This window comes from Hydrotalea flava, assembly GCF_001623405.1.
Taxonomy (GTDB): Bacteria; Bacteroidota; Bacteroidia; order Chitinophagales; family Chitinophagaceae; genus Hydrotalea; species Hydrotalea flava.
This window is the reverse complement of record NZ_LUHG01000061.1, coordinates 20,589-39,678: the sequence shown is the minus strand read 5'-3', so window position 1 is coordinate 39,678 and position 19,090 is coordinate 20,589. Positions and strand designations below refer to the sequence as shown.

Genomic DNA, 19,090 nt, shown 5'->3' with positions numbered 1-19,090 from the left:
TGCACGATATTTTGTGTTATCAAAAAATAAATATATTTTTATTACATGGATAATGTAATGGACCTGCAAAATAAAACCGCAACCATACAATGTTGGGTAGCACAATATACCGATACACTTTTTCAGTGGGCCTGGCACAAAACCTCTGATAAAGCACTGGCCGAAGATTTGGTGCAGGATACTTTTTTATCGGCAGTAGAATCATTCCATACATTTCAGGGCAAAAGTCAACCCAAAACCTGGTTGTTCAGTATTCTTAACATTAAAATTGCCAATCATTTCCGTAAATGTTTTAAAATGCCGGAAGTATCGTGGCAGGATGAATTATTGCAGCGTGGCGATGATTTGATTGAAAGCTTTTTTGATGAAAATGGCCATTGGCGCATGAACGAAATACGGAAAGATAATTGGCAGGATGCCGATTTGCATTTGTTAGATATTCCAGAATTTGCAACAGTGCTGAACAATTGTATGGATAAATTGCCCAAACACTGGTTTTCGGCTTTACATTTAAAATATTTAGAGGCAAAAAGTGGAGAGGAAATTTGTCAGGAATTGCAGATTTCTACTACTAATTTTTGGCAAATAATACACAGGGCTAAATTACAGTTGCGAAAATGTTTAGATGTACATTGGTTTAAATAATCAGTACCTTCTTATAAATAAATAATGTAATCAGTTTTAATTTTTTGAATCATATGCAGTAAAAATAAATTTATGAAGCAGAAGGTAATGCGGTCATTGATGGTTTCCTGTTTAAAAGCAACGGAATTGATTGAAAAAAAATCACTGATGCCCCTGTCATGGACAGAAAAAATAAAATTAAAATTACATTTAAGTCTTTGCGACCTCTGTGTACATTACCAACACCAAAGCAAAGTGATAGATGAATGGCTGCAGGCTGATGAAACGGATACAGATAATAGTACATCTGATAATACTTCATTAAAAGAACGCATTCTCAAAGTCCTTCCTCTCCGCGAATAACAAAAATAATTTTATTACAAGTTGTGCTACCCACCTTCTTTTTTAGACAGGAAACACTTTTTGTTTCATTTTTGACGTAGCGTATATTGCAATTCTGCATTTTTTACTATGCTTTCTGATGGGTAGAAATTTTTTTTCATCATTTTGTCAGTATGTATATAATTCTTCGACTATTGGGTATAAGCATTCATTAAACATTTAAAAAAGTACAAAATGGAAAACAAAAAAAGTATCCTTGCCGGTTCAATTTTAGCCGGAGCATTATTAACAGTAGCCGGAATCAATGCCAATGCATCCAGCCTGATTCGTTACAATCATGTAACTTCTGCAGACGAAGTAATTGCAGGCCTGCATGCAAAAGATGTTAGTAATAACAATTTTGAGTTAAAATGTGGTGCAACAAAAAAATCAGATACCACTAAAACCAAGAAAAAAGGAAAAGATGGTAAATGTGGCGAAGGCAAATGCGGCAGCACCAAAAAATCAGGTAACTAAAATTATGTTTTACAAAAGCAGGTAACGCTATGAATAGGGTTGCCTGCTTTATTGTTTCACACCACAAATAAATGTTATGGTAGGCATAGGTTATAGAAAAGATTTTGCAGCCGATTTTGCTGAAAGCAACACCCTGCATCCTGCATTTATAGAAGTAGCACCTGAAAACTGGATAGGAGTGGGTGGCTATTGGAAAAAACAATTTCAAAAAGCATTGGAAAAATATCCTCTGTTTACGCATGGGTTGTCACTTTCTATTGGTAGCCCGGATCCGTTAGATTTTGTTTTTTTAAAGCAGGTAAAAAAGTTTTTGCAACAAACCAATGCTGTGCTATATTCAGAGCATCTCAGTTATGCCAAATGTGATAATGCACATTTATACGATTTATTGCCCATACCTTTTACCGAAGCAGCAGTGCATCATGTTGCTGAAAATATTAAACAGGTACAGGATTTTCTGGAGAGAAAAATAGCCATTGAAATTGTAAGTTATTACACACCTGTTGCGCCTGAACTAACTGAAATAGATTTTATTAATGCTATTCTGGAAGAAGCGAATTGCGATTTGTTACTCGATGTGAATAATGTGTATGTCAATAGCTTTAATCATCAGTACGATGCTAAAACATTTATTGCACAATTACCTATGCAACGGGTAAAATATATTCACATGGCGGGGCACGAAAAAGTTGCCGATGATTTAATTATAGATACGCATGGAGAAGCTATCATAGATCCTGTGTATGATTTGTTTGCTTTTACCATACAGCAGTTGCAACGCGATGTGCCGGTACTATTGGAACGTGATTTTAATATACCTGAATTGCATGAACTGCAATATGAATTAAATAAACTCAACCAAATTAAACAACAAGCCTTACAACCAGCTATATATGCAACCTTATAATCTTACTCAAAGCTATCAAAGCCAATTAGCCGGGTATTGCAGAACCGGACAATGGAATCATATTCCGGGTGTACATACCGGCCATGTACAACAATATAGAAGGTTGGTATACAATGTAATAGATGATATGTTACGCAATGCCTTTCCCGTTATGAGTGAACTGGTTACTAAACAAGAATGGGATGAAGTAGTGCAGTTTTTTTTCAGTAGCCATTCCTGCCATTCTCCGCAGGTTTGGTATATGCCCAAAGAATTTTATCAGTTTGTTTTGAATAGTCAACACGCATTGCTTCAACAATATCCCTGTCTGGCAGCGCTTATGCAATATGAGTGGATGGAGGTTGAATTGTTTATGATGGAAGACAGAACGGTACCCCATACTACATTGGGTGATGTGGTATTTAGTAAATTAGTATTAAATCCTGAACATACTTTAATGGCATTGCCCTATCCGGTACATCAAAAAAAAGCAACAGCCATAACCAAAGCCGACAAAGGCAATTATTTTATAGCTGGCTACAGAAATACCAATGGCGATGTATTATTTACCGATCTCTCGCCTGCATTGGTGCGTATGATAGAATACCTGTCAGTAACACCACTTTCTGTAAAGCAGTTAATAGAGCAATTAGAAAGTGAATTTCAATTGATATTAACTGAAACTGATAAACAGGCCGTAATACAGTTTTTTGAAACAGCGTATATGCAGCAATTGATTATTGGATTTGCAGATAACTGATTGCTATTAATTTTTTTCCTGCATAAATAGAAAGTAACCCGATACAATGGGAAACCGCTTTACAATAAAGCAAAAACTCCGTTTAAACTTTTCATTCATCAACAACTATTTAATCAAAAAAACATGAAAAATTCAATCAATACCCTGTGCACAAAATATTTGAATGGAGCCACAAAAGCGGGTTCATTTCCTTTGCTGTTGATTCGGTTGGTATTGGCTTATGGTTTTTTGGGTCCTGCCACCATGAAGTGGAACGATATACATGCAGTAGGCGATTGGTTTGGAACCCTGGGTATTCCTGCACCGCATTTCAACGCATATTTAGCCGCTACTACCGAGAGTATTGGTGTAATTTTATTGCTGCTGGGTTTGGGTACGCGTTTTATTGCCATTCCGCTGATCATTGTAATGCTGGTGGCCATTCGCACTGCCCATTGGGGCAATGGGTTTGAAGCAGGAAATAATGGTTTTGAAATTCCATTGTATTATATCATTATGTTACTTACCTTAATTAGTTTTGGTGCGGGTAAGTTTAGTATAGATTACCTACTTGCTAAAAAAACATCTACTAAAAAAATGTCCATCACTTCATGATAAATTTTTAGATAAACAGCTTGTACAATTAACAATAGATATCGGTTCTCAAAATTTAAAATTGGTTTCAAAAGGGTAGTTTAAGTGCATTTTATTACCTTTTTTTTATGATTTTCTGAAATGTACTTATATTTATTGCTCGTTTTGCAGCACACTCATTAAAACATTCTATTTTTTTTAAGATGGTTTGCAGCAAAATGAAAGTTAGATGAACTATGAGGATTATCGCATATATCATGTGATGAATGCTCATGGTTTTTCTTTTTTAAATGGTATTCAAAAAAATAATGGTGAAATGAGTTATAATCATATCATCTTTAATAACAATCGGGATGATAATAGGCGAATTTTATGTTACAATTAAAAAATAATAAATATAAACACATGAAAAAAATAATGAAAACGGTTGCACCTTTTCTAATGGCAATGGTATTCATGGTAGCATGCAAACCTAAAAATGCGTATGAAAAAATTACGCATGACCCCATGTTGTACACCCAAATGCAGCATGAGTTAAATTATGTAATTATCTATGATATTTTTACTCCTCCGGTAGCCTCTCGTGTATTTGCCTACTCCAATTTGGCAGCTTATGAAGTATTGGCAAAGGAAGGAAAACATTTTGAAACGCTGGAAGGAAAAATTAAAGATTTAGATAGTATTCCTGCGCCAACTGCTGAAGAAAAAACTGCTATAGATTATCCCTTTGCTGCAACCCTTGCATTTTTAAAAGTAGGGAAGGAGTTAACTTTTTCGCAAGATAAAATGCAACACATTACCGATTCGTTGTTAGATGTAGTACGCCAGTCGGGCATGCCGGATAAAATGTACACCAGCTCAGTGGCTTATGCAACAACTGTTGCCAATGCCATTATTCGTTGGAGTAAAAAAGATAATTATGCACAAACCCGTGGCGCAAGATTTACTGTTACCAATTTGGAAGGACATTGGGAACCCACTCCACCCGGCTATTTTGATGCAGTAGAACCCAAGTGGATGACTATAAGAACCCTGGTGATGGATTCAGCCGGCCAGATCAAAGCACCCGGGCCCATTCCATTCAGTAAACAACCCGGCAGCCCCTTTTACAAAATGGCACAACAAGTGCAGGAAACCGGCAATCATTTAGATTCTAACCAAAAATGGATTGCCAATTTTTGGGATTGTAACAGCTTTAAATTGCATGTACAGGGTCACCTCATGTTTGCAACCAAAGCCATGACACCTTGTGGACATTGGATGGAAATTGCAGGTACCATTGCCAAAAATAAAAATGCCGATTTCTATAAAACCGTGTACACCTACACCGGTGTTTCATTGGGTATATTCGATGCGTTTATTGCTTCCTGGTATGCAAAATATACTTACGATTTGGTAAGACCCGAAACCTTTATTAATAAGTACATTGATCCCAACTGGAAACCCTATTTACAAACCCCTCCGTTTCCTGAATACAATAGCGCACACTCCACCATATCAAGTGCATCGGCTGCTGTGTTAAAAACCATTTACGGCAATGAAACGCCATTCAGAGATTCCAGTGAAAGAAATTGGGGCTGGCCCGATAGAAGTTTCCCATCATTAGATTCTGCAGCCCGTGAAGTGTCTATGAGTCGGTTTTATGGTGGTATACACTACCTGCCCTCTGTTTGGGATGCTTATGCTCAGGGCAAAGAAATTGGTTTAATTGTAATGAGTAAATTGTTAAAAAATTACAAAGAATAATCCGAATCATTTTTTGGGAATGGCCACTTTTTCAAATTTAGAAAAGAGTGGCCATTTTATTTTGGCTATTACAGCAACAATTATTTGCCCGGGGCTTGCATGTTTGTTTCCTACTCATTAAAACCTGTTTACTTTTAAGCCTATCCTTTCTGCTTTTTTAGCGCAAACTCCTACCTTCGTTGCATGCAAAAAATAGAGGTAACCATTACCAATTCATCACACCACCCATTACCAACTTATGCTACAGTTGGTTCTTCAGGCATGGATTTAAGGGCCTTCATTCCCCAACCCATTACTTTACTCCCACTAGAACGGATATTAATTCCAACCGGTTTACAAATAGCATTGCCGGAAGGATTAGAAGCCCAAGTAAGGCCCAGAAGCGGCTTGGCTATTCAACAGGGTATCACTTGCTTAAATACACCGGGTACCATTGATGCCGATTACAGAGGAGAAATAAAAGTAATTTTAATCAACCTGTCGAACCACCCGGTAACCATTCAGGATGGCGATAGAATTGCACAAATGGTAATTCAGCGAGTGGAACAAATTAGCTGGATACCCACAGAAGTATTATCTGAAACAGAAAGAGGTGTGGGCGGTTTTGGCCATACCGGTAAACAGTAATGTAATATGATGCAAAGAATAATTGTTTTTAGCCTGCTTGCTTTAACGGTTTGGGCCTGCCATCCTGTAAAAAAAGTACAATCTATTGAAAAAGCCATCTCTAAAAAAGATACGGCACAGATAGTGATTGTTACCGAAGCGCCAAAGGTTGACTCAGCTGCCATTGTGAAAGAAATTATGGAAAAAGTAATGAAACATTCCATTGATTTCAACACATTCAATGCTAAAGTAAAAGTAGATTATGAGGGGCCGGAAGAAAGCCAGCATGTGAATGCTTATCTCAGCATGATAAAAGATAGTGTGATTTATGTAAAAATGGCCATCCCACCTTATGGCGTTGTGGCCAATGTATTGGTAACCCCCGATAGTGTTATTCTGATTAGATTAAAAGGCGGCAAATCCATTCAATACCGAAGCATTGCATATTTACAGGAAGTAACACAAATTCCATTTGATTTTTCAACGCTGCAGGATTTAATTGTTGGAAATCCGGTTTTTTTAGATAGCAATGTGGTTTCATATAAATCGGGTAATAAGCAATTGCTGGTTTTAATGGTTGGTAATATGTTTAAACATCTGGTAACATTAGATAATACTGATTTCAGGGTATTACACAGTAAGTTAGATGATGTTGATATTCAACGCAACCGAACCTGCGATATTACTTTTAGCAATTATCAGCCGGTCAATAATTTTTTATTTGCTACCTTTCGGCAAATCTCTGTTGCTGAAAAATCGAAGCTGGATATATTTTTAGATTTTAAAGAGTTTTCATTTAATGAGCCGTTAAAGTATACCTTTTCGGTGCCTAAAAATTATCGGGTGAAATAATATTAAGGTGGCAGGTTCGTTATTCAACCATATTCATTCTATTTTCTATTTAAAAATGAGAATTGTATAATGCGGTTATTATTGTTGTGTTTTTTTGTTTTTTCCTTCTTGCAGTTATCTGCCCAAACACAGGGCACATATCAGCCCCCTACCCGTGAAGCGTTGCAGCAGCAGCAAAAGCAATTGCAGGAAGAAATTGATAATTTGAATGCCGCATTGAATTCTATTCGTAAAAACAAAAAACAATCCATCACCGAAGTAGCAATTTTACAGCGAAAATTAGCTGTTCGGGAACGGCTCATTCATAAAATTAATCAGGAAATTCAACGATTGAATGATGATATTTATGATAAACAATTAGAAATAAACCGTTTAAAGAGGCAATTGGATACACTGAAACAAAACTATGCCAAAAGCATTGTTTTTGCTTATAAGAATAGAAGCAGTTATGAATACTTAAACTTTTTGTTTTCTGCCAGAGATTTTAATGATGCGCTCAAGCGAATGGCATTTTTAAAGAGTTACCGTCAATACCGTGAAGCAGAAGCACAAACCATTTTAAAAACCAGCGAACTTCGTCAGCAGGCCATTGCCGATATGAACAATGCCAAACTGCAACAAACCAAGGTATTGGAGGAACAAAGTACGCAGTTAAAAGTATTGGAACAGGATAAAAAAGAAAAAGACCAGGTTGTAAATCAACTAAAAAATAAAGAAAAAGATTATTTGGCACAATTGCGTAAAACAGAACGGCAACGTCAGGTATTAAACGAAGCGATTAAAGCTGCTATACGGCGTGAGATTGCTGAAGCAGAGCGGAAAGAAAGAGAGCGACTGGCAAAAGCCAAAGCAGATGCTGCAAAGAAAAGTAGTGGGGCTATGGCCAATACCCCTTCAGTAAAAAATAATACGCCTGCTAATAACAATGCGCCAAAAGCGAATGATGAGCCCATTACCGGGGTGGTATCTACCGATAGAAATGAAAACCGCACTTACAGTGTATTTGAAACTACACCGGAAGGAAGGGAAATGTCTATTAATTTCGAAAACAACAGAGGTCGTTTACCCTGGCCTGTTTCCGGGGGTGCTGTTGTTGGGCAATTTGGAACCAATATTGTGCCGGGCACCAAATTAAAAGAAACCAATGATGGGATTTTTATTTCAACGAAAATTGGTGCTCCGGTTCGTTGTGTTGCAGATGGCGAGGTAATATCGGTAATGGATTTAGGCGATTTTCAGGGTGTATTGGTACAACATGGTAAATATTTTACGGTATACAACAAATTGTCTGATGTTAGTGTTAGCAGAGGTCAGTCAGTAAAGGCGGGTACGTTAATTGGCCATGCTGCAGCCGATTTTGATGGAGAGGGCAAAATTGAATTCAGGGTAATGAATGGCAGTAATAAATTTGTAAATCCTGAAACCTGGTTAAAATCCAGATAATTTGGCTTGCATCCGCTTCTATCGGAAAATGAAATAAAGGTGCCATGGCAAAAGCAGCAAATAAAAAATTAGTAGATGTTATTGATAAAATTTTAGATGCCTGCTATCAATACAATCCGGATGCTTTATTTATTTTAAGCTTAATGCACCAGTATGAGGAAAGGGGCAGTTTAAGCAAAAAGCAATTACAGGGCCTGTTTCAAAAAGCAAATGCAGTACCCGATATGCCTGCCAATTGGCTGGGTACTTTAGAAGCCATTATTTTAAAAATGCCCGATCGACATAAAATTGCGAAGGAAAATACAATTGCAGCTGCCATGCAGCATATACACCCCGATGCTGTTTATTTACCCTTGATTACTGCAATACTTCAAAAATATCCGCAACATAAAGGCGCCTTGTTGTTACAAACCAAGTGCAGCTTGCACCAACCCCTTACCAATGAAGAAAGGGCGCAACTAAAACAATGGGAAAAATTATTGAAATAGGAGGTGATTAGATATCAGGTATTTTGATTTGCAACCTTCAATATTTTTTTTCATCTCGCCATCTTATCTTCTGTCATGCAATAAAATATTTTCAGTTTAGGTTTAATGGGTGTTAACCAATATTTTATTCAACAATAACTTCTAAATCCTTGATTTGTGTATTATTTTTTTTAAAAAAATATAATTATCCACATTTATGTGGAAAAGTATTTTTAATTTGTACTCCCTATTCTTTCCTTAACATCCTTTAAAACTCGGAAGGTGAGAACAATTGCTGTGTACAACATTAAAGGAGGGGTTGGTAAAACCACCACTTCAATTAACATGGCCTGCTTAATGGCCAGGATGGGTTTTAGTGTACTTATTTGGGATTTAGATCCTCAGGGCGGCACCAGCTATTTTTTTAAAAGTGAAGGAGCCAATAATAATCGGTACAAACGCCTGTTCGAAAACGATATTTTAATTTATGAAGTGATCCAAACCTGCGATACCAATTATATTGATATCATTAGCAATGACAGTTCGTTTGGTGATGATGCTTTGAGTAAAGGTTCACTATTATCGCGGCTTAATTTCGCAAACAATGCAGTGATTCAATCTGTATTAGATAAAGTAAATGACGACTATGATGTGTGTATTATTGATTGCCCACCAGGTAAATTTTTGTTACACAACAATGTATTTACTGCCGCTGATTTGTTATTAATACCCAATATACCTGCGCCCCTTTCATTACATTGTTTTGAAGTGTTACAAGAAGATTTAAAAAAGTTTATCAGGGCAGATAAGAAAGTATTGAGTTTCTATAACATGGTGCAAATTCGAAAAAATCTGCATCGCCTTTATTTAGAACAAAGTGCAGGAAGCATACCGACGTTGCAGCAATACATTCCTTTTTATTCTGATATTGAAAATATTAGTTTTAGTAAAAAATCTATTTTTCATCAGTTAAAAGAGGCCAAATCCATTCAATTTTATGAGGCTTTGTGGGATGAAGTGTGCGATATATGCAACTGGTCGGCATTTAAAACCAATAAAGGCAGGGTAATTGATTTCCCTGCCATCCATTCTATTGCTGAGGTGGCTATGGCCGACTAATCTGTTTTGTTAGTGTTATACTGTTTTTCCGGGATATTGTGTTAATGCAACTGCCAGGCAGTCCATAGCAGCATTAATATCTGTTTTGTTCAGCACGTATGCCAATCGAACTTCTTTTTTCCCCAGTCCCGGTGTTTGATAAAAACCTCCTGCAGGTGCCAGCATAACGGTATGCCCTTTGTATTCAAAAGATTCTAATAACCACTGACAAAATTTTTCAGCATCATCAACAGGCAACGAAGCAATGGCATAAAATGCGCCACCGGGATTTGGGCAAATAACACCCGGCATGGCTTGTAAACGTTGTACAATTAAATTGCGACGCGATTGATATTCAGCTTTTGTGGTATCAAAATAGTTTTCAGGTAAATCAATTGCAGCTTCTCCGGCAATTTGCGCAAATGAAGGCGGACTTAAACGTGCCTGAGCAAACTTCATTACAGCATCTAACACATCATTATTTTTGGTAACCAATGCACCAATTCTTCCGCCGCAAGCACTATATCGTTTACTAATGGTATCCATTAATACTACATTTTCTTCTATACCCTTTAAATGCATGGCACTAATATGTGTGCCTTCATAACAAAATTCCCGATAGGCCTCGTCTGAAAACAAATACAATTGATGTTTTAAAACCAATGCCTGTAAAGCTTCCATTTCTTCTTTTGTATATAAATATCCGGTAGGGTTATTGGGATTACAAATTAAAATAGCTTTTGTTTTTGATGTAATTTTTTCCTCAAATGCGGCAATCAGGGGTAGGGCAAAACCGTTTTCTATAGTAGCGGTTACCGGAACCACATGAACACCCGCAGCTACCGCAAAGCCATTATAGTTGGCATAAAAAGGTTCGGGTATAATTACTTCATCGCCAGCATCTAAACAAGCCATGAAGGCAAATAAAATAGCTTCACTGCCGCCTGTGGTTACAATAATTTCATCTTTGGTAACGGTAATGGCTTTTCGCTGATAGTATTCTGTTAACTTTTTTCTGTAACTTTCATTTCCTGCACTATGGCTGTAGGCTAATACAGTAAAATCACTGTTTCGTACCGCATCTAAAACGGTTTTGGGGGTTTCAATATCGGGTTGCCCAATATTTAAATGGTGTACCTTTACTCCTTTTTGCTTTGCAACTTCCGCAAAGGGTACTAATTTTCTGATGGGGCTGGCAGGCATTGCCATGCCACGTTTACTGATGGCTAACATGGCGCAAAGATAACGTGTGTTAGTAAACAAAAAAGCCACTTCTTTTGAAATGGCTCTGTATATTTTTTATTAAAATAGTTTATTTAGAATGATTACTGTCTTCCACTATTCCTTCAATGGTTAAAACGATGGGCTCATTCACTCCGGCTAACTTTACATTTACTTTTTTGGTAAATGCGCCGGATAAAGCAGCATTGTAGGTTACTTTAATTTCACCTGATTTGCCTTTTCCAATGGGTGCTTTCGGATATTCAGGAGTGGTACAGCCACATTCTGCAGTAGCTACTTCAATTACAACGGGTTTATTGCCTATGTTTTTAAAATGAAAAACATAAGTGGCAGGTACCCCTTTTTTTATTTTACCAAAATCGTGTTTTACGGTATTAAATTGTACCGGACTTTGTGCAAAACACATGGTTCCTGCCAATAAAAAAACGGCTACTAATAATTGTTTCATAATGGAATAAATTTTATTGTAAATATAAAGTGTTTGGTGTTATTGTTTTTTCAGATGAGGTGAATTGTTTGCCAGATACAGTTTATTGTTGAAAAACGGTGCCTGTTCGTTTGTTTTTGGCACTATCAGCAGGTTGTTTTTCCTGAAAAGTTTCTCCTTTAAAATTCACTTGTTTGCTCAGTTTATAATTGTTAAAAAAAATGCCTGCTGTTTTGTAAAAAGCACCTAAAGTATTGCCATTGAAGCCCAATACAACTGTAACAGACTGGCCGGGTGCAAATTTCCTGCCTCTTTCAAATTGCGGCGTGGTGCAGCCGCAAGACGGGCGAACATCATCAAGGGTTGCAGTATCCTTGCCAATATTGGTAATGGTTAAGGTATATTCTGCAGGCTTGCCAAAGGGTATTTTTCCAAAATCAAAATTATCGTTGCTAAATGAAAACTGTTTGCTGATGTCGGCATTTGTAATTTGTGTATGCCCAGTAAAAGCAATACTAACAATTAAAATAATGAATAGAATGGAATTTTTCATAAATATATGTTTAGTATTGAAAATACAGTTGATATTCTTTGAAGCTGTACAAAACTGGTAAAAGGCATTTTATAATCGTTGTTTTATCATGCGTTTTAATGAATCCTGGTTATTGTAGCATTATTGCTTACAATTTTCATGCAGATTTTAATTAATATGCGTTGTGTAATTGAGCTGTAAAATTATTGATAATAACGATTAAAAAAATTAAGAAACCATGAAATGATGCATAAAAATTTATTGTTAACCTGCCCAATACAGCAAAATATATATTTAAATCCTTCTATACTGGGCATACACCTCAATATTTAAAAAAATCAAGGTATTTTGTCAATTTGGCATATATACCGATTGTTTCCCCAATTTTGATTAACTTAACTTCATCTGCTTTGATTACTAAGAAAAAAGTGGGTTACAGGTGAATACTTGCCATTTACTTGTTTCAGCATTGTGTAAAAGTTCTGAATAATTGACAGTTGATGGGATAACAAAAACTTACGGTTGATAGTTTATTAAATTATTTTTGCTTTATGGAACAAACAATTACTGCAATTGATGCCAATGTACTTTCTTTTGAGGGATTCAGACAACAGGTACTGAATGATTTTAAATTAACTGTGATTAGCAGAGAAGCCAGTTTGTTGGGCCGCAGAGAAGTGTTAACCGGTAAGGCTAAGTTTGGCATTTTTGGAGATGGAAAAGAACTGGCACAAGTAGCTATGGCGCGTTATTTTAAAGAAGGTGATTTTAGAAGTGGTTACTACCGCGACCAGACTTTTATGTTTGCAGCAGGACTGGCAACTTTAGAAGAATTTTTTTCGCAGTTGTTTGCAGATCCCAATATTGAACACGACCCCTTTAGTGCAGGCAGGCAAATGGTTTCGCATTTTGCTACACCCAATGTGGATGAGGCAGGTAACTGGTTAGATTTAGCCAATCGAAAAAATGTTTCATCTGATATAGCACCCACTGCAGGCCAAATGCCCCGTTCTTTAGGTTTGGCATTTGCTTCCAAATGTTTTAGAGAAATTCCGGTTTTACAATCCTACAAACATTTAAGCAAACATGGTAACGAAATTTGTTTTTGTACCATTGGTGATGCTGCTACCTCTGAGGGTTCTTTTTGGGAAACTATCAATGCAGCAGGTGTATTACAGGTGCCTTTAGCTGTTTTTGTTTGGGATGACGGTTATGGCATTTCCGTTCCACGTGATTATCAAACAACCAAAGGTTCCATTTCAACAGCGTTGCAGGGTTTGCAAAAAGATGAGCATACCAATGGTATTCATATTTACAAAGTAAAAGCATGGGATTATGCAGGTATGTGCGAAGTGTTTGAAGCAGCATTACAAAAAGTTCGTGAAACGCATACCCCTGCCTTATTTCATGTAGAAGAAGTAACGCAGCCGCAAGGCCACTCTACCAGCGGCAGCCACGAACGGTATAAAAGTCCGGAACGATTGGCTTGGGAACGGGAGTGGGATTGTATTAAAAAATTCAGGGAATGGATTGTGTTGAGTGAGTTAGCCACCGAAGATGAACTCAATAAAATTACGCAGGAAGCCAAATTGCTCGTGAAGGAAGCCAAAGCAAAGGCCTGGGAAAAATTGATGCAACCCATTAAACTGCAGGTGCAACAAACTGCCGAATTGTTAACTACTATGGTAGTGAATGATATGGATGCATACCGCACCATACAAGAGAAAGTAAAAGAATTACAAACCAATGTAGAACCGCTGCGAAGAGATGTTTTGCATACACTGCATACCGCAATGGAGTTAGCTCCGGCATCGCCGTCAATTGAAATGATTCAGCAATACCACCATTCACTGCTGCAAGAGGCAAAACAATTATACAATACACATTTATACAATGAAGGCCCGGCCAGTGCTTTAAAGGTAGAAGCTGTGAAACCTTTAATTCCTTTTGATGCACCCCTTATTAACGGTTATGAAATTTTAAATAAATATTTTGATGCATTGTTTACACATCAACCTTTAGTCGTTGCATTTGGGGAAGATGTAGGAAATATAGGCGATGTGAATCAGGGCTTTGCCGGTTTGCAGGCCAAACATGGCAGTAGCCGGATTTTTGACACTGGTATTCGTGAATTAACCATTATGGGACAGGCTATTGGTTTGGCATTACGTGGTTTAAGGCCTATTGCAGAAATTCAATACATTGATTATTTACTGTATGGTTTACAAACTTTAAGTGATGATGCAGCAACAACCCATTACCGCACATTCGGACGTCAAAGCTGCCCCGTTATAGTACGTACCCGGGGCCATCGATTAGAAGGTATTTGGCACAGTGGCAGTCCTATGGGAATGATTATTCATGCACTGCGCGGATTTTATGTATGTGTACCCAGAAACATGGTACATGCAGCAGGTATGTACAATACACTGTTGCGTGGTAACGATCCTGGTATTGTGATTGAATGTTTAAACGGATATCGTTTAAAAGAAAAACTACCGGCTAATTTATTAGATTATACTGTTCCATTGGGTATACCCGATGTGATGCGGCATGGAGATGATGTTACCATTGTTTCTTATGGTTCTACCTTACGAATTGTAGAAGAGGCAGCAGAACGTTTGGCTAAATTAGAGATTAGTTGTGAAGTGATAGATGTACAGACCTTATTACCATTTGATATTCATCATTCCATTGTAGCATCTCTTAAAAAAACCAATCGTATCTTATTTGTAGATGAGGATGTACCCGGAGGTGCTGCAGCATATATGTACAATCACGTAATGGAAGAACAGGGTGGATACCGTTGGGTAGATGTTGCCCCCAGAACACTTACTGCAAAAGCACACCGCCCGGCCTATGGCAGCGATGGTGATTATTTCAGCAAGCCTAATACCGAAGATGTGGTGGATATTGTATTGGCAATGATGCGGGAGTAATGTAGTTTTTAATTAATGAATGTATAATTGAAATAAAAAGAGAGGCTATACTTTAGGGGTAGCCTCTCTTTATGGTTATTATAGTGAATCAATTAGAAAATGTATCTGATTCCAAATTGCATTTGCCATCTGGATGGTAAATCAGGACTGGTTGTAAATGTACTTTTTTGAGAGGGATCGAACTGATATATAGATTTACCGGTATTATCGGTTCCTAAATAAGTAATAGGTTGGTAATAACCGGTAGCGCTGGCATATTTTCTCAAACCCCAATTACTACTAATTAAATTGCCAAGATTTATAATGTCCCAACTTAATTGTATGGTTCTTTTTTTATTACCATCTTTTATAATAAAGTCTTGTAAAATACGCATATCAACTTCGCTAAACCAGGGTGTAACGCCGGCATATTTGCCTGTGTATTGTCCACGATGTTTACTTAAATATTTATCCTGTTCTATAAAAGCTTCGAGTGCGGCACCTTGTTGAGCAGCATTTTGAATGTTACCAAAAGCATCAGTTAAGGGTGCAAAATTCATGTTATTGATTTCAGCTTTTGTAGGAACATACATTAAGTCATTGAAACTTGAACCATCCTGATTTACATCTCCACCATATACATAAGAAAAACGATTACCGCTTGACCAGTTGGCAAAAAATGATATGGTTGTTGCATGCTGTTTTTCTTTTCCATATTCAAATTTTTTAATCCCTGCTAATACAAAACGGTGTGTATTACCATATAATGATGGTGAACTTACTGCAATATTAGCATTCCCTATAATGGGGTTCCTATCAAATGCATCCCCTGAAATTTCAGCTGAAATGGAGCTTGCATCATTTGCTGCCAAATAATTATATGAACCAGTGAGAAATAAACCTTTTTTAAATGTATGTTGCATCTGGAAAGTTGCATTAAATGAATTGCCTATTTTTGTATTGGTAAAAACATAGGTGCCTGTGCTTCCTTTATCTGATGGATTATAGATGCTTCTATTATCACCTGTTCCCGAATTTAAATGGCCGGTAGGAGTACCTAATCCATAATCTCTAACCATCATTGCATTTACATCTTTTGTGTATGCCACATCTATTGTGAGAATAGTGCTTGGGGCTACTTTATAATCAACACCTAAGCTTGACCTCCAAATTTGCGGCCATTTGAAATTATTGGCAGTTACATTATAGTATCCTGAAAAGGGATTGCCAATGGCATTACCGAGCCATACAAATGGAAATCTTCCTGTAAAGAAACCTGTACCACCGCGTAGTTGAACAATTTTATCACCATTTATATCCCAATTAAAACCAATTCTTGGCGACAGCAATGCAGTGCCGTTAGGCATACGTGTATTATCAATGGTTTGTCCCGGCCCGTTTTTTACTGGTACACCTTCGGGATTATATAATTTTAAATTATCTGTATTGGCAACAGTTGGCGAACCACTGGTATAGCTTCCGGCAAAAGTGCCATTACTATTCATATTGGGGCTTGTATAACTTGCTTTTGATGGATAGTAAATAGGCTTATCAATCCTTAAACCATAAGTTAATTTAAAGTTTTTTGCTACTTTCCATTCATCTTGTGCATAAGCAGATAGCTGACCTACTGTTAAATAATACCATACCCATTTATCTGCTGCAGCTCTGTTTTTTGCATAAGTTACATCTACATCAAGTGGGTAGGCTCCAAAAATTACATTGCCACCAATTGGAACCTGTGTTTTGAAAGTGTTGATATCTATTGGGCTAAACAACGATGGTCCAAAACCTAACAAATTAAATGAATTACCAAACTTAAATTGTTCGTATGAAGCACCAAATGTTAATGTATGTTTTGCAAGAATTACATTGAAATTATCCGTTAGTTGTAAAGCATCCTGATTTAATACATTGTGAATTGAAAACGGTTCATATCCCGCCACTATATATGGAACGCCATATTTTGTAATATTTAAAACAGGAAAGGGAGTTGAAAATGCATTACGGTGATCTCTGAATAAAGTATAAACTGCCCTGAATTTATTGGCAAAAGTGCTATTGAAATTTGATTTTAATTCTAATCCAAAAGAATGTAATTTATTAACCATTTGATACCCTGAATTTCGGAATTGCAGCGTAATGGCATCAGGACCTCTTCGGTTGATGGCATTGGGATGTGCAGGTTTTTCCTGTGTAGCATCTAAGCCATTGTATGTAAACGATAATGAATGCTGGTCATTAATTACCCAGTCAATTTTAGCCAGCCATTTGTAATTAATTTGCTTTAAATTAAAACCCTGATAAGGGCCTGTAACATAACCAAAGCGATTGAATAAAATTTTGCTTACTGTATCTAAATCAGACTGTAATACCCTTGATGTTGTTAATCCGCCGGCATTAGAAGCATTTTGTGCTACATAGGCGCTGGCCTGATCTTCTCTTTGTTGAGTTTCAAAATTAACAAAGTAGAATAATTTATTTTTTTTAATGGCTCCACCTAATGAAGCACCTCCCTGAAAATCGGTTAAGGAAGGAATATTGAATTTTGTGCCTTCTACTTTATGGCCGGTTAATGTTTGGTTTCTGTAAAATCCATATACTGTACCGCCAAATTTATTGGTTCCACTTTTTGTAACAGTATTAACACCGGCACCGGTAAAGCCGGCTTGTGTAACATCATAAGGGGCAATATTTACTTGTATTTGATCAATTGCATCTAATGATATAGGTTGGGCACCGGTTTGTCCACCCGGAGTGGGTGCATCTAATCCAAACGGATTATTAAAAACCGCACCATCTAATGAATAATTGTTGTATTGTCCGTTTCTTCCAGCAAATGAAGTGCCGTTATAACCTTGTGAAGCAGATGGAGTTAATCTGGTAAAATCATCTGCCGATCTTGATATTGTAGGAAGCTGTCTTAATTGTCTGGAGTTAATATTTGTTGCTGCACCGGTTCTGTTTTCATTAAATATTTTTGAACTTGCTGAAGAAACTACCACATCATTCAATTGATTAATGTTGGTACTTAGTTGTACTGCAACACTTGTATTCTGACCCAGGTCAAGAAAAATATTGCTTTCTGTTTTGGCAGTATAGCCTGTATAGCTTGCTGTTACATTATACGGTCCGCCAACCCTGAGATTGGGTACTTCAAAACTTCCATCCGATTTTGTAATAATTGTTTTATTAATTCCCGCATCAGGATAAGCAATGGTTACAACTGCACCCGATAGTGGTTTACCCTTTTCATCTTTTACAGTACCACTGAGTATTGCCGTGGTAATCTGTGCTGTGAGTGTAGTAGCACTTAAAATAGACAGTGCTAACAACAGCAATGGTTTCAACAATTGTTTTTTAATCATTTTGCAAGGTTTATTGAATAAAATAATGTAAAGTTAAAATTACCATTTTGTTAATTAATTTTAACTAAACTTTACTGCCTATTTCAATAATCTTGTTTTTGCAATAATTATGTGCATTGGGTGTGGAAAATATTATTATTGTTGATGCATAAAAGAAATATTGATAAAATTTTATGTTTAACTATGTTGTATTAGTAGACTAATGCCGCTACTCAATAAATCGATTTCTCCATTTTTCATCGGGTATGAAGCAGATATTTTTTTCCCCAAACCAACGGTAACGGTTTGATGCAATATAGTTGTAAACCTTATCTCTGATGAATTTGGGAATTATCCATCCAATTGCCAACAAGTTCATTGGAAACTTTAACTCAGCGGCAACTTTTAATGCGGCGGTTGATTGGGTGTATATTTTGTTGTTTTGTAAAAGAATAAAACTGCCGAAATGTCCTAAGGGTAAGTTGTATTTCAATAAAATATTTTTCCCGAAATTACTTTGTAAAGAGGCAAATTGAAATTGTTGTTTTGAATCATTGCGCAGTACAAACAATACTGAATGGCTGCATAAATTACAAACACCATCAAAGAGGATAATGGGTTTTAATAAGTTGTGATCATTTTGCATGTTATCACTATTAACAAAAAAAGCAGGGATACGTTGTGTTATTCCTGCTTTTTTTACTTTTTAGC

General features: G+C 36.8%; 18 protein-coding genes. 13 read left to right on the top strand and 5 right to left on the bottom strand.

Going from position 1 to position 19,090, the window contains the following annotated elements:
* Positions 1-45: 45 nt before the first annotated feature.
* The 12 genes from A0F92_RS06795 to A0F92_RS06740 all read left to right on the top strand — a co-directional run bounded on the left by A0F92_RS06795 (position 46) and on the right by A0F92_RS06740 (position 9,934).
* Entirely contained in the window at positions 46-645 is a 600-nt protein-coding gene (locus A0F92_RS06795; protein ID WP_253810240.1) for a sigma-70 family RNA polymerase sigma factor, read from the top strand.
* 72 nt (positions 646-717) lie between these two features.
* Entirely contained in the window at positions 718-987 is a 270-nt protein-coding gene (locus tag A0F92_RS06790; RefSeq protein ID WP_068243297.1) for a hypothetical protein, read from the top strand.
* A 213-nt stretch (positions 988-1,200) separates the two neighbouring features.
* Entirely contained in the window at positions 1,201-1,482 is a 282-nt protein-coding gene (locus A0F92_RS06785) for a hypothetical protein (protein WP_068243294.1), read from the top strand.
* A 76-nt stretch (positions 1,483-1,558) separates the two neighbouring features.
* Positions 1,559-2,389 carry an HvfB family MNIO-type RiPP peptide maturase gene (locus tag A0F92_RS06780; protein ID WP_068243290.1) on the top strand — a complete coding sequence of 277 codons (831 nt, stop codon included), beginning with the start codon at positions 1,559-1,561 and terminating at the stop codon, positions 2,387-2,389.
* The gene (locus A0F92_RS06775; protein ID WP_068243287.1) at positions 2,376-3,128 is read left to right on the top strand and encodes an HvfC family RiPP maturation protein; all 753 of its coding nucleotides are present in this window, start codon (positions 2,376-2,378) and stop codon (positions 3,126-3,128) included. Before A0F92_RS06780 ends, A0F92_RS06775 begins: the two co-directional genes overlap by 14 nt.
* A 123-nt stretch (positions 3,129-3,251) precedes the next feature.
* Complete coding sequence (locus A0F92_RS06770) at positions 3,252-3,722, top strand: HvfX family Cu-binding RiPP maturation protein (RefSeq protein ID WP_167516878.1); 471 nt, start codon at positions 3,252-3,254, stop codon at positions 3,720-3,722.
* Between the two features lie 384 nt (positions 3,723-4,106).
* On the top strand, positions 4,107-5,447 hold the full coding sequence (locus tag A0F92_RS06765) for a vanadium-dependent haloperoxidase (RefSeq protein ID WP_253810238.1): 1,341 nt from the start codon (positions 4,107-4,109) through the stop codon (positions 5,445-5,447).
* 183 nt (positions 5,448-5,630) lie between these two features.
* Complete coding sequence (gene dut, locus A0F92_RS06760) at positions 5,631-6,074, top strand: dUTP diphosphatase (RefSeq protein ID WP_253810236.1); 444 nt, start codon at positions 5,631-5,633, stop codon at positions 6,072-6,074.
* A gap of 6 nt (positions 6,075-6,080) precedes the next feature.
* The gene (locus A0F92_RS06755) at positions 6,081-6,905 is read left to right on the top strand and encodes a DUF4292 domain-containing protein (protein WP_068243284.1); all 825 of its coding nucleotides are present in this window, start codon (positions 6,081-6,083) and stop codon (positions 6,903-6,905) included.
* A gap of 69 nt (positions 6,906-6,974) precedes the next feature.
* Positions 6,975-8,348 carry a murein hydrolase activator EnvC family protein gene (locus tag A0F92_RS06750; RefSeq protein WP_068243281.1) on the top strand — a complete coding sequence of 458 codons (1,374 nt, stop codon included), beginning with the start codon at positions 6,975-6,977 and terminating at the stop codon, positions 8,346-8,348.
* Positions 8,349-8,392: 44 nt separating this feature from the next.
* On the top strand, positions 8,393-8,836 hold the full coding sequence (locus A0F92_RS06745) for a hypothetical protein (RefSeq protein ID WP_068243278.1): 444 nt from the start codon (positions 8,393-8,395) through the stop codon (positions 8,834-8,836).
* Between the two features lie 261 nt (positions 8,837-9,097).
* Positions 9,098-9,934 carry a ParA family protein gene (locus A0F92_RS06740; protein WP_167516877.1) on the top strand — a complete coding sequence of 279 codons (837 nt, stop codon included), beginning with the start codon at positions 9,098-9,100 and terminating at the stop codon, positions 9,932-9,934.
* Between the two features lie 15 nt (positions 9,935-9,949).
* Here the strand turns inward: A0F92_RS06740 and A0F92_RS06735 are convergent, their stop codons facing one another.
* From A0F92_RS06735 to A0F92_RS06725, 3 genes are all read right to left on the bottom strand, one after another.
* Positions 9,950-11,146, bottom strand: coding sequence for a pyridoxal phosphate-dependent aminotransferase (locus A0F92_RS06735; RefSeq protein WP_068243273.1), 1,197 nt, complete (start codon positions 11,144-11,146; stop codon positions 9,950-9,952).
* 79 nt (positions 11,147-11,225) lie between these two features.
* Complete coding sequence (locus A0F92_RS06730; RefSeq protein WP_068243270.1) at positions 11,226-11,603, bottom strand: DUF1573 domain-containing protein; 378 nt, start codon at positions 11,601-11,603, stop codon at positions 11,226-11,228.
* Positions 11,604-11,685: 82 nt separating this feature from the next.
* Positions 11,686-12,135, bottom strand: a complete 450-nt coding sequence (locus A0F92_RS06725) for a DUF1573 domain-containing protein (RefSeq protein WP_068243267.1) — start codon at positions 12,133-12,135, stop codon at positions 11,686-11,688.
* A gap of 530 nt (positions 12,136-12,665) precedes the next feature.
* Here A0F92_RS06725 and A0F92_RS06720 point away from each other — a divergent pair.
* On the top strand, positions 12,666-15,053 hold the full coding sequence (locus A0F92_RS06720; RefSeq protein ID WP_068243264.1) for an alpha-ketoacid dehydrogenase subunit alpha/beta: 2,388 nt from the start codon (positions 12,666-12,668) through the stop codon (positions 15,051-15,053).
* A 92-nt stretch (positions 15,054-15,145) separates the two neighbouring features.
* On the opposite strand, the gene A0F92_RS06715 is transcribed toward A0F92_RS06720, so the two are convergent.
* Both A0F92_RS06715 and A0F92_RS06710 read right to left on the bottom strand, forming a co-directional pair.
* A complete protein-coding gene (locus A0F92_RS06715; protein WP_068243261.1) occupies positions 15,146-18,400 on the bottom strand; it encodes a TonB-dependent receptor in 3,255 nt (1,084 codons plus the stop codon).
* Positions 18,401-18,608: 208 nt separating this feature from the next.
* Positions 18,609-19,025: a thiol-disulfide oxidoreductase DCC family protein gene (locus tag A0F92_RS06710; RefSeq protein WP_068243257.1), complete on the bottom strand. Its 417-nt coding sequence runs from the start codon at positions 19,023-19,025 to the stop codon at positions 18,609-18,611.
* Positions 19,026-19,090 lie beyond the last annotated feature (65 nt).

Bases quoted from the DNA above. Each gene is read 5' to 3' on its own strand.
- A0F92_RS06795 (WP_253810240.1), top strand. From the start codon at position 46: ATGGATAATGTAATGGACCTGCAAAATAAAACCGCAACCATACAATGT.
- A0F92_RS06790 (WP_068243297.1), top strand. From the start codon at position 718: ATGAAGCAGAAGGTAATGCGGTCATTGATGGTTTCCTGTTTAAAAGCA.
- A0F92_RS06785 (WP_068243294.1), top strand. From the start codon at position 1,201: ATGGAAAACAAAAAAAGTATCCTTGCCGGTTCAATTTTAGCCGGAGCA.
- A0F92_RS06780 (WP_068243290.1), top strand. From the start codon at position 1,559: ATGGTAGGCATAGGTTATAGAAAAGATTTTGCAGCCGATTTTGCTGAA.
- A0F92_RS06775 (WP_068243287.1), top strand. From the start codon at position 2,376: ATGCAACCTTATAATCTTACTCAAAGCTATCAAAGCCAATTAGCCGGG.
- A0F92_RS06770 (WP_167516878.1), top strand. From the start codon at position 3,252: ATGAAAAATTCAATCAATACCCTGTGCACAAAATATTTGAATGGAGCC.
- A0F92_RS06765 (WP_253810238.1), top strand. From the start codon at position 4,107: ATGAAAAAAATAATGAAAACGGTTGCACCTTTTCTAATGGCAATGGTA.
- dut (WP_253810236.1), top strand. From the start codon at position 5,631: ATGCAAAAAATAGAGGTAACCATTACCAATTCATCACACCACCCATTA.
- A0F92_RS06755 (WP_068243284.1), top strand. From the start codon at position 6,081: ATGATGCAAAGAATAATTGTTTTTAGCCTGCTTGCTTTAACGGTTTGG.
- A0F92_RS06750 (WP_068243281.1), top strand. From the start codon at position 6,975: ATGCGGTTATTATTGTTGTGTTTTTTTGTTTTTTCCTTCTTGCAGTTA.
- A0F92_RS06745 (WP_068243278.1), top strand. From the start codon at position 8,393: ATGGCAAAAGCAGCAAATAAAAAATTAGTAGATGTTATTGATAAAATT.
- A0F92_RS06735 (WP_068243273.1), bottom strand. From the start codon at position 11,146: ATGTTAGCCATCAGTAAACGTGGCATGGCAATGCCTGCCAGCCCCATC.
- A0F92_RS06730 (WP_068243270.1), bottom strand. From the start codon at position 11,603: ATGAAACAATTATTAGTAGCCGTTTTTTTATTGGCAGGAACCATGTGT.
- A0F92_RS06725 (WP_068243267.1), bottom strand. From the start codon at position 12,135: ATGAAAAATTCCATTCTATTCATTATTTTAATTGTTAGTATTGCTTTT.
- A0F92_RS06720 (WP_068243264.1), top strand. From the start codon at position 12,666: ATGGAACAAACAATTACTGCAATTGATGCCAATGTACTTTCTTTTGAG.
- A0F92_RS06715 (WP_068243261.1), bottom strand. From the start codon at position 18,400: ATGATTAAAAAACAATTGTTGAAACCATTGCTGTTGTTAGCACTGTCT.
- A0F92_RS06710 (WP_068243257.1), bottom strand. From the start codon at position 19,025: ATGCAAAATGATCACAACTTATTAAAACCCATTATCCTCTTTGATGGT.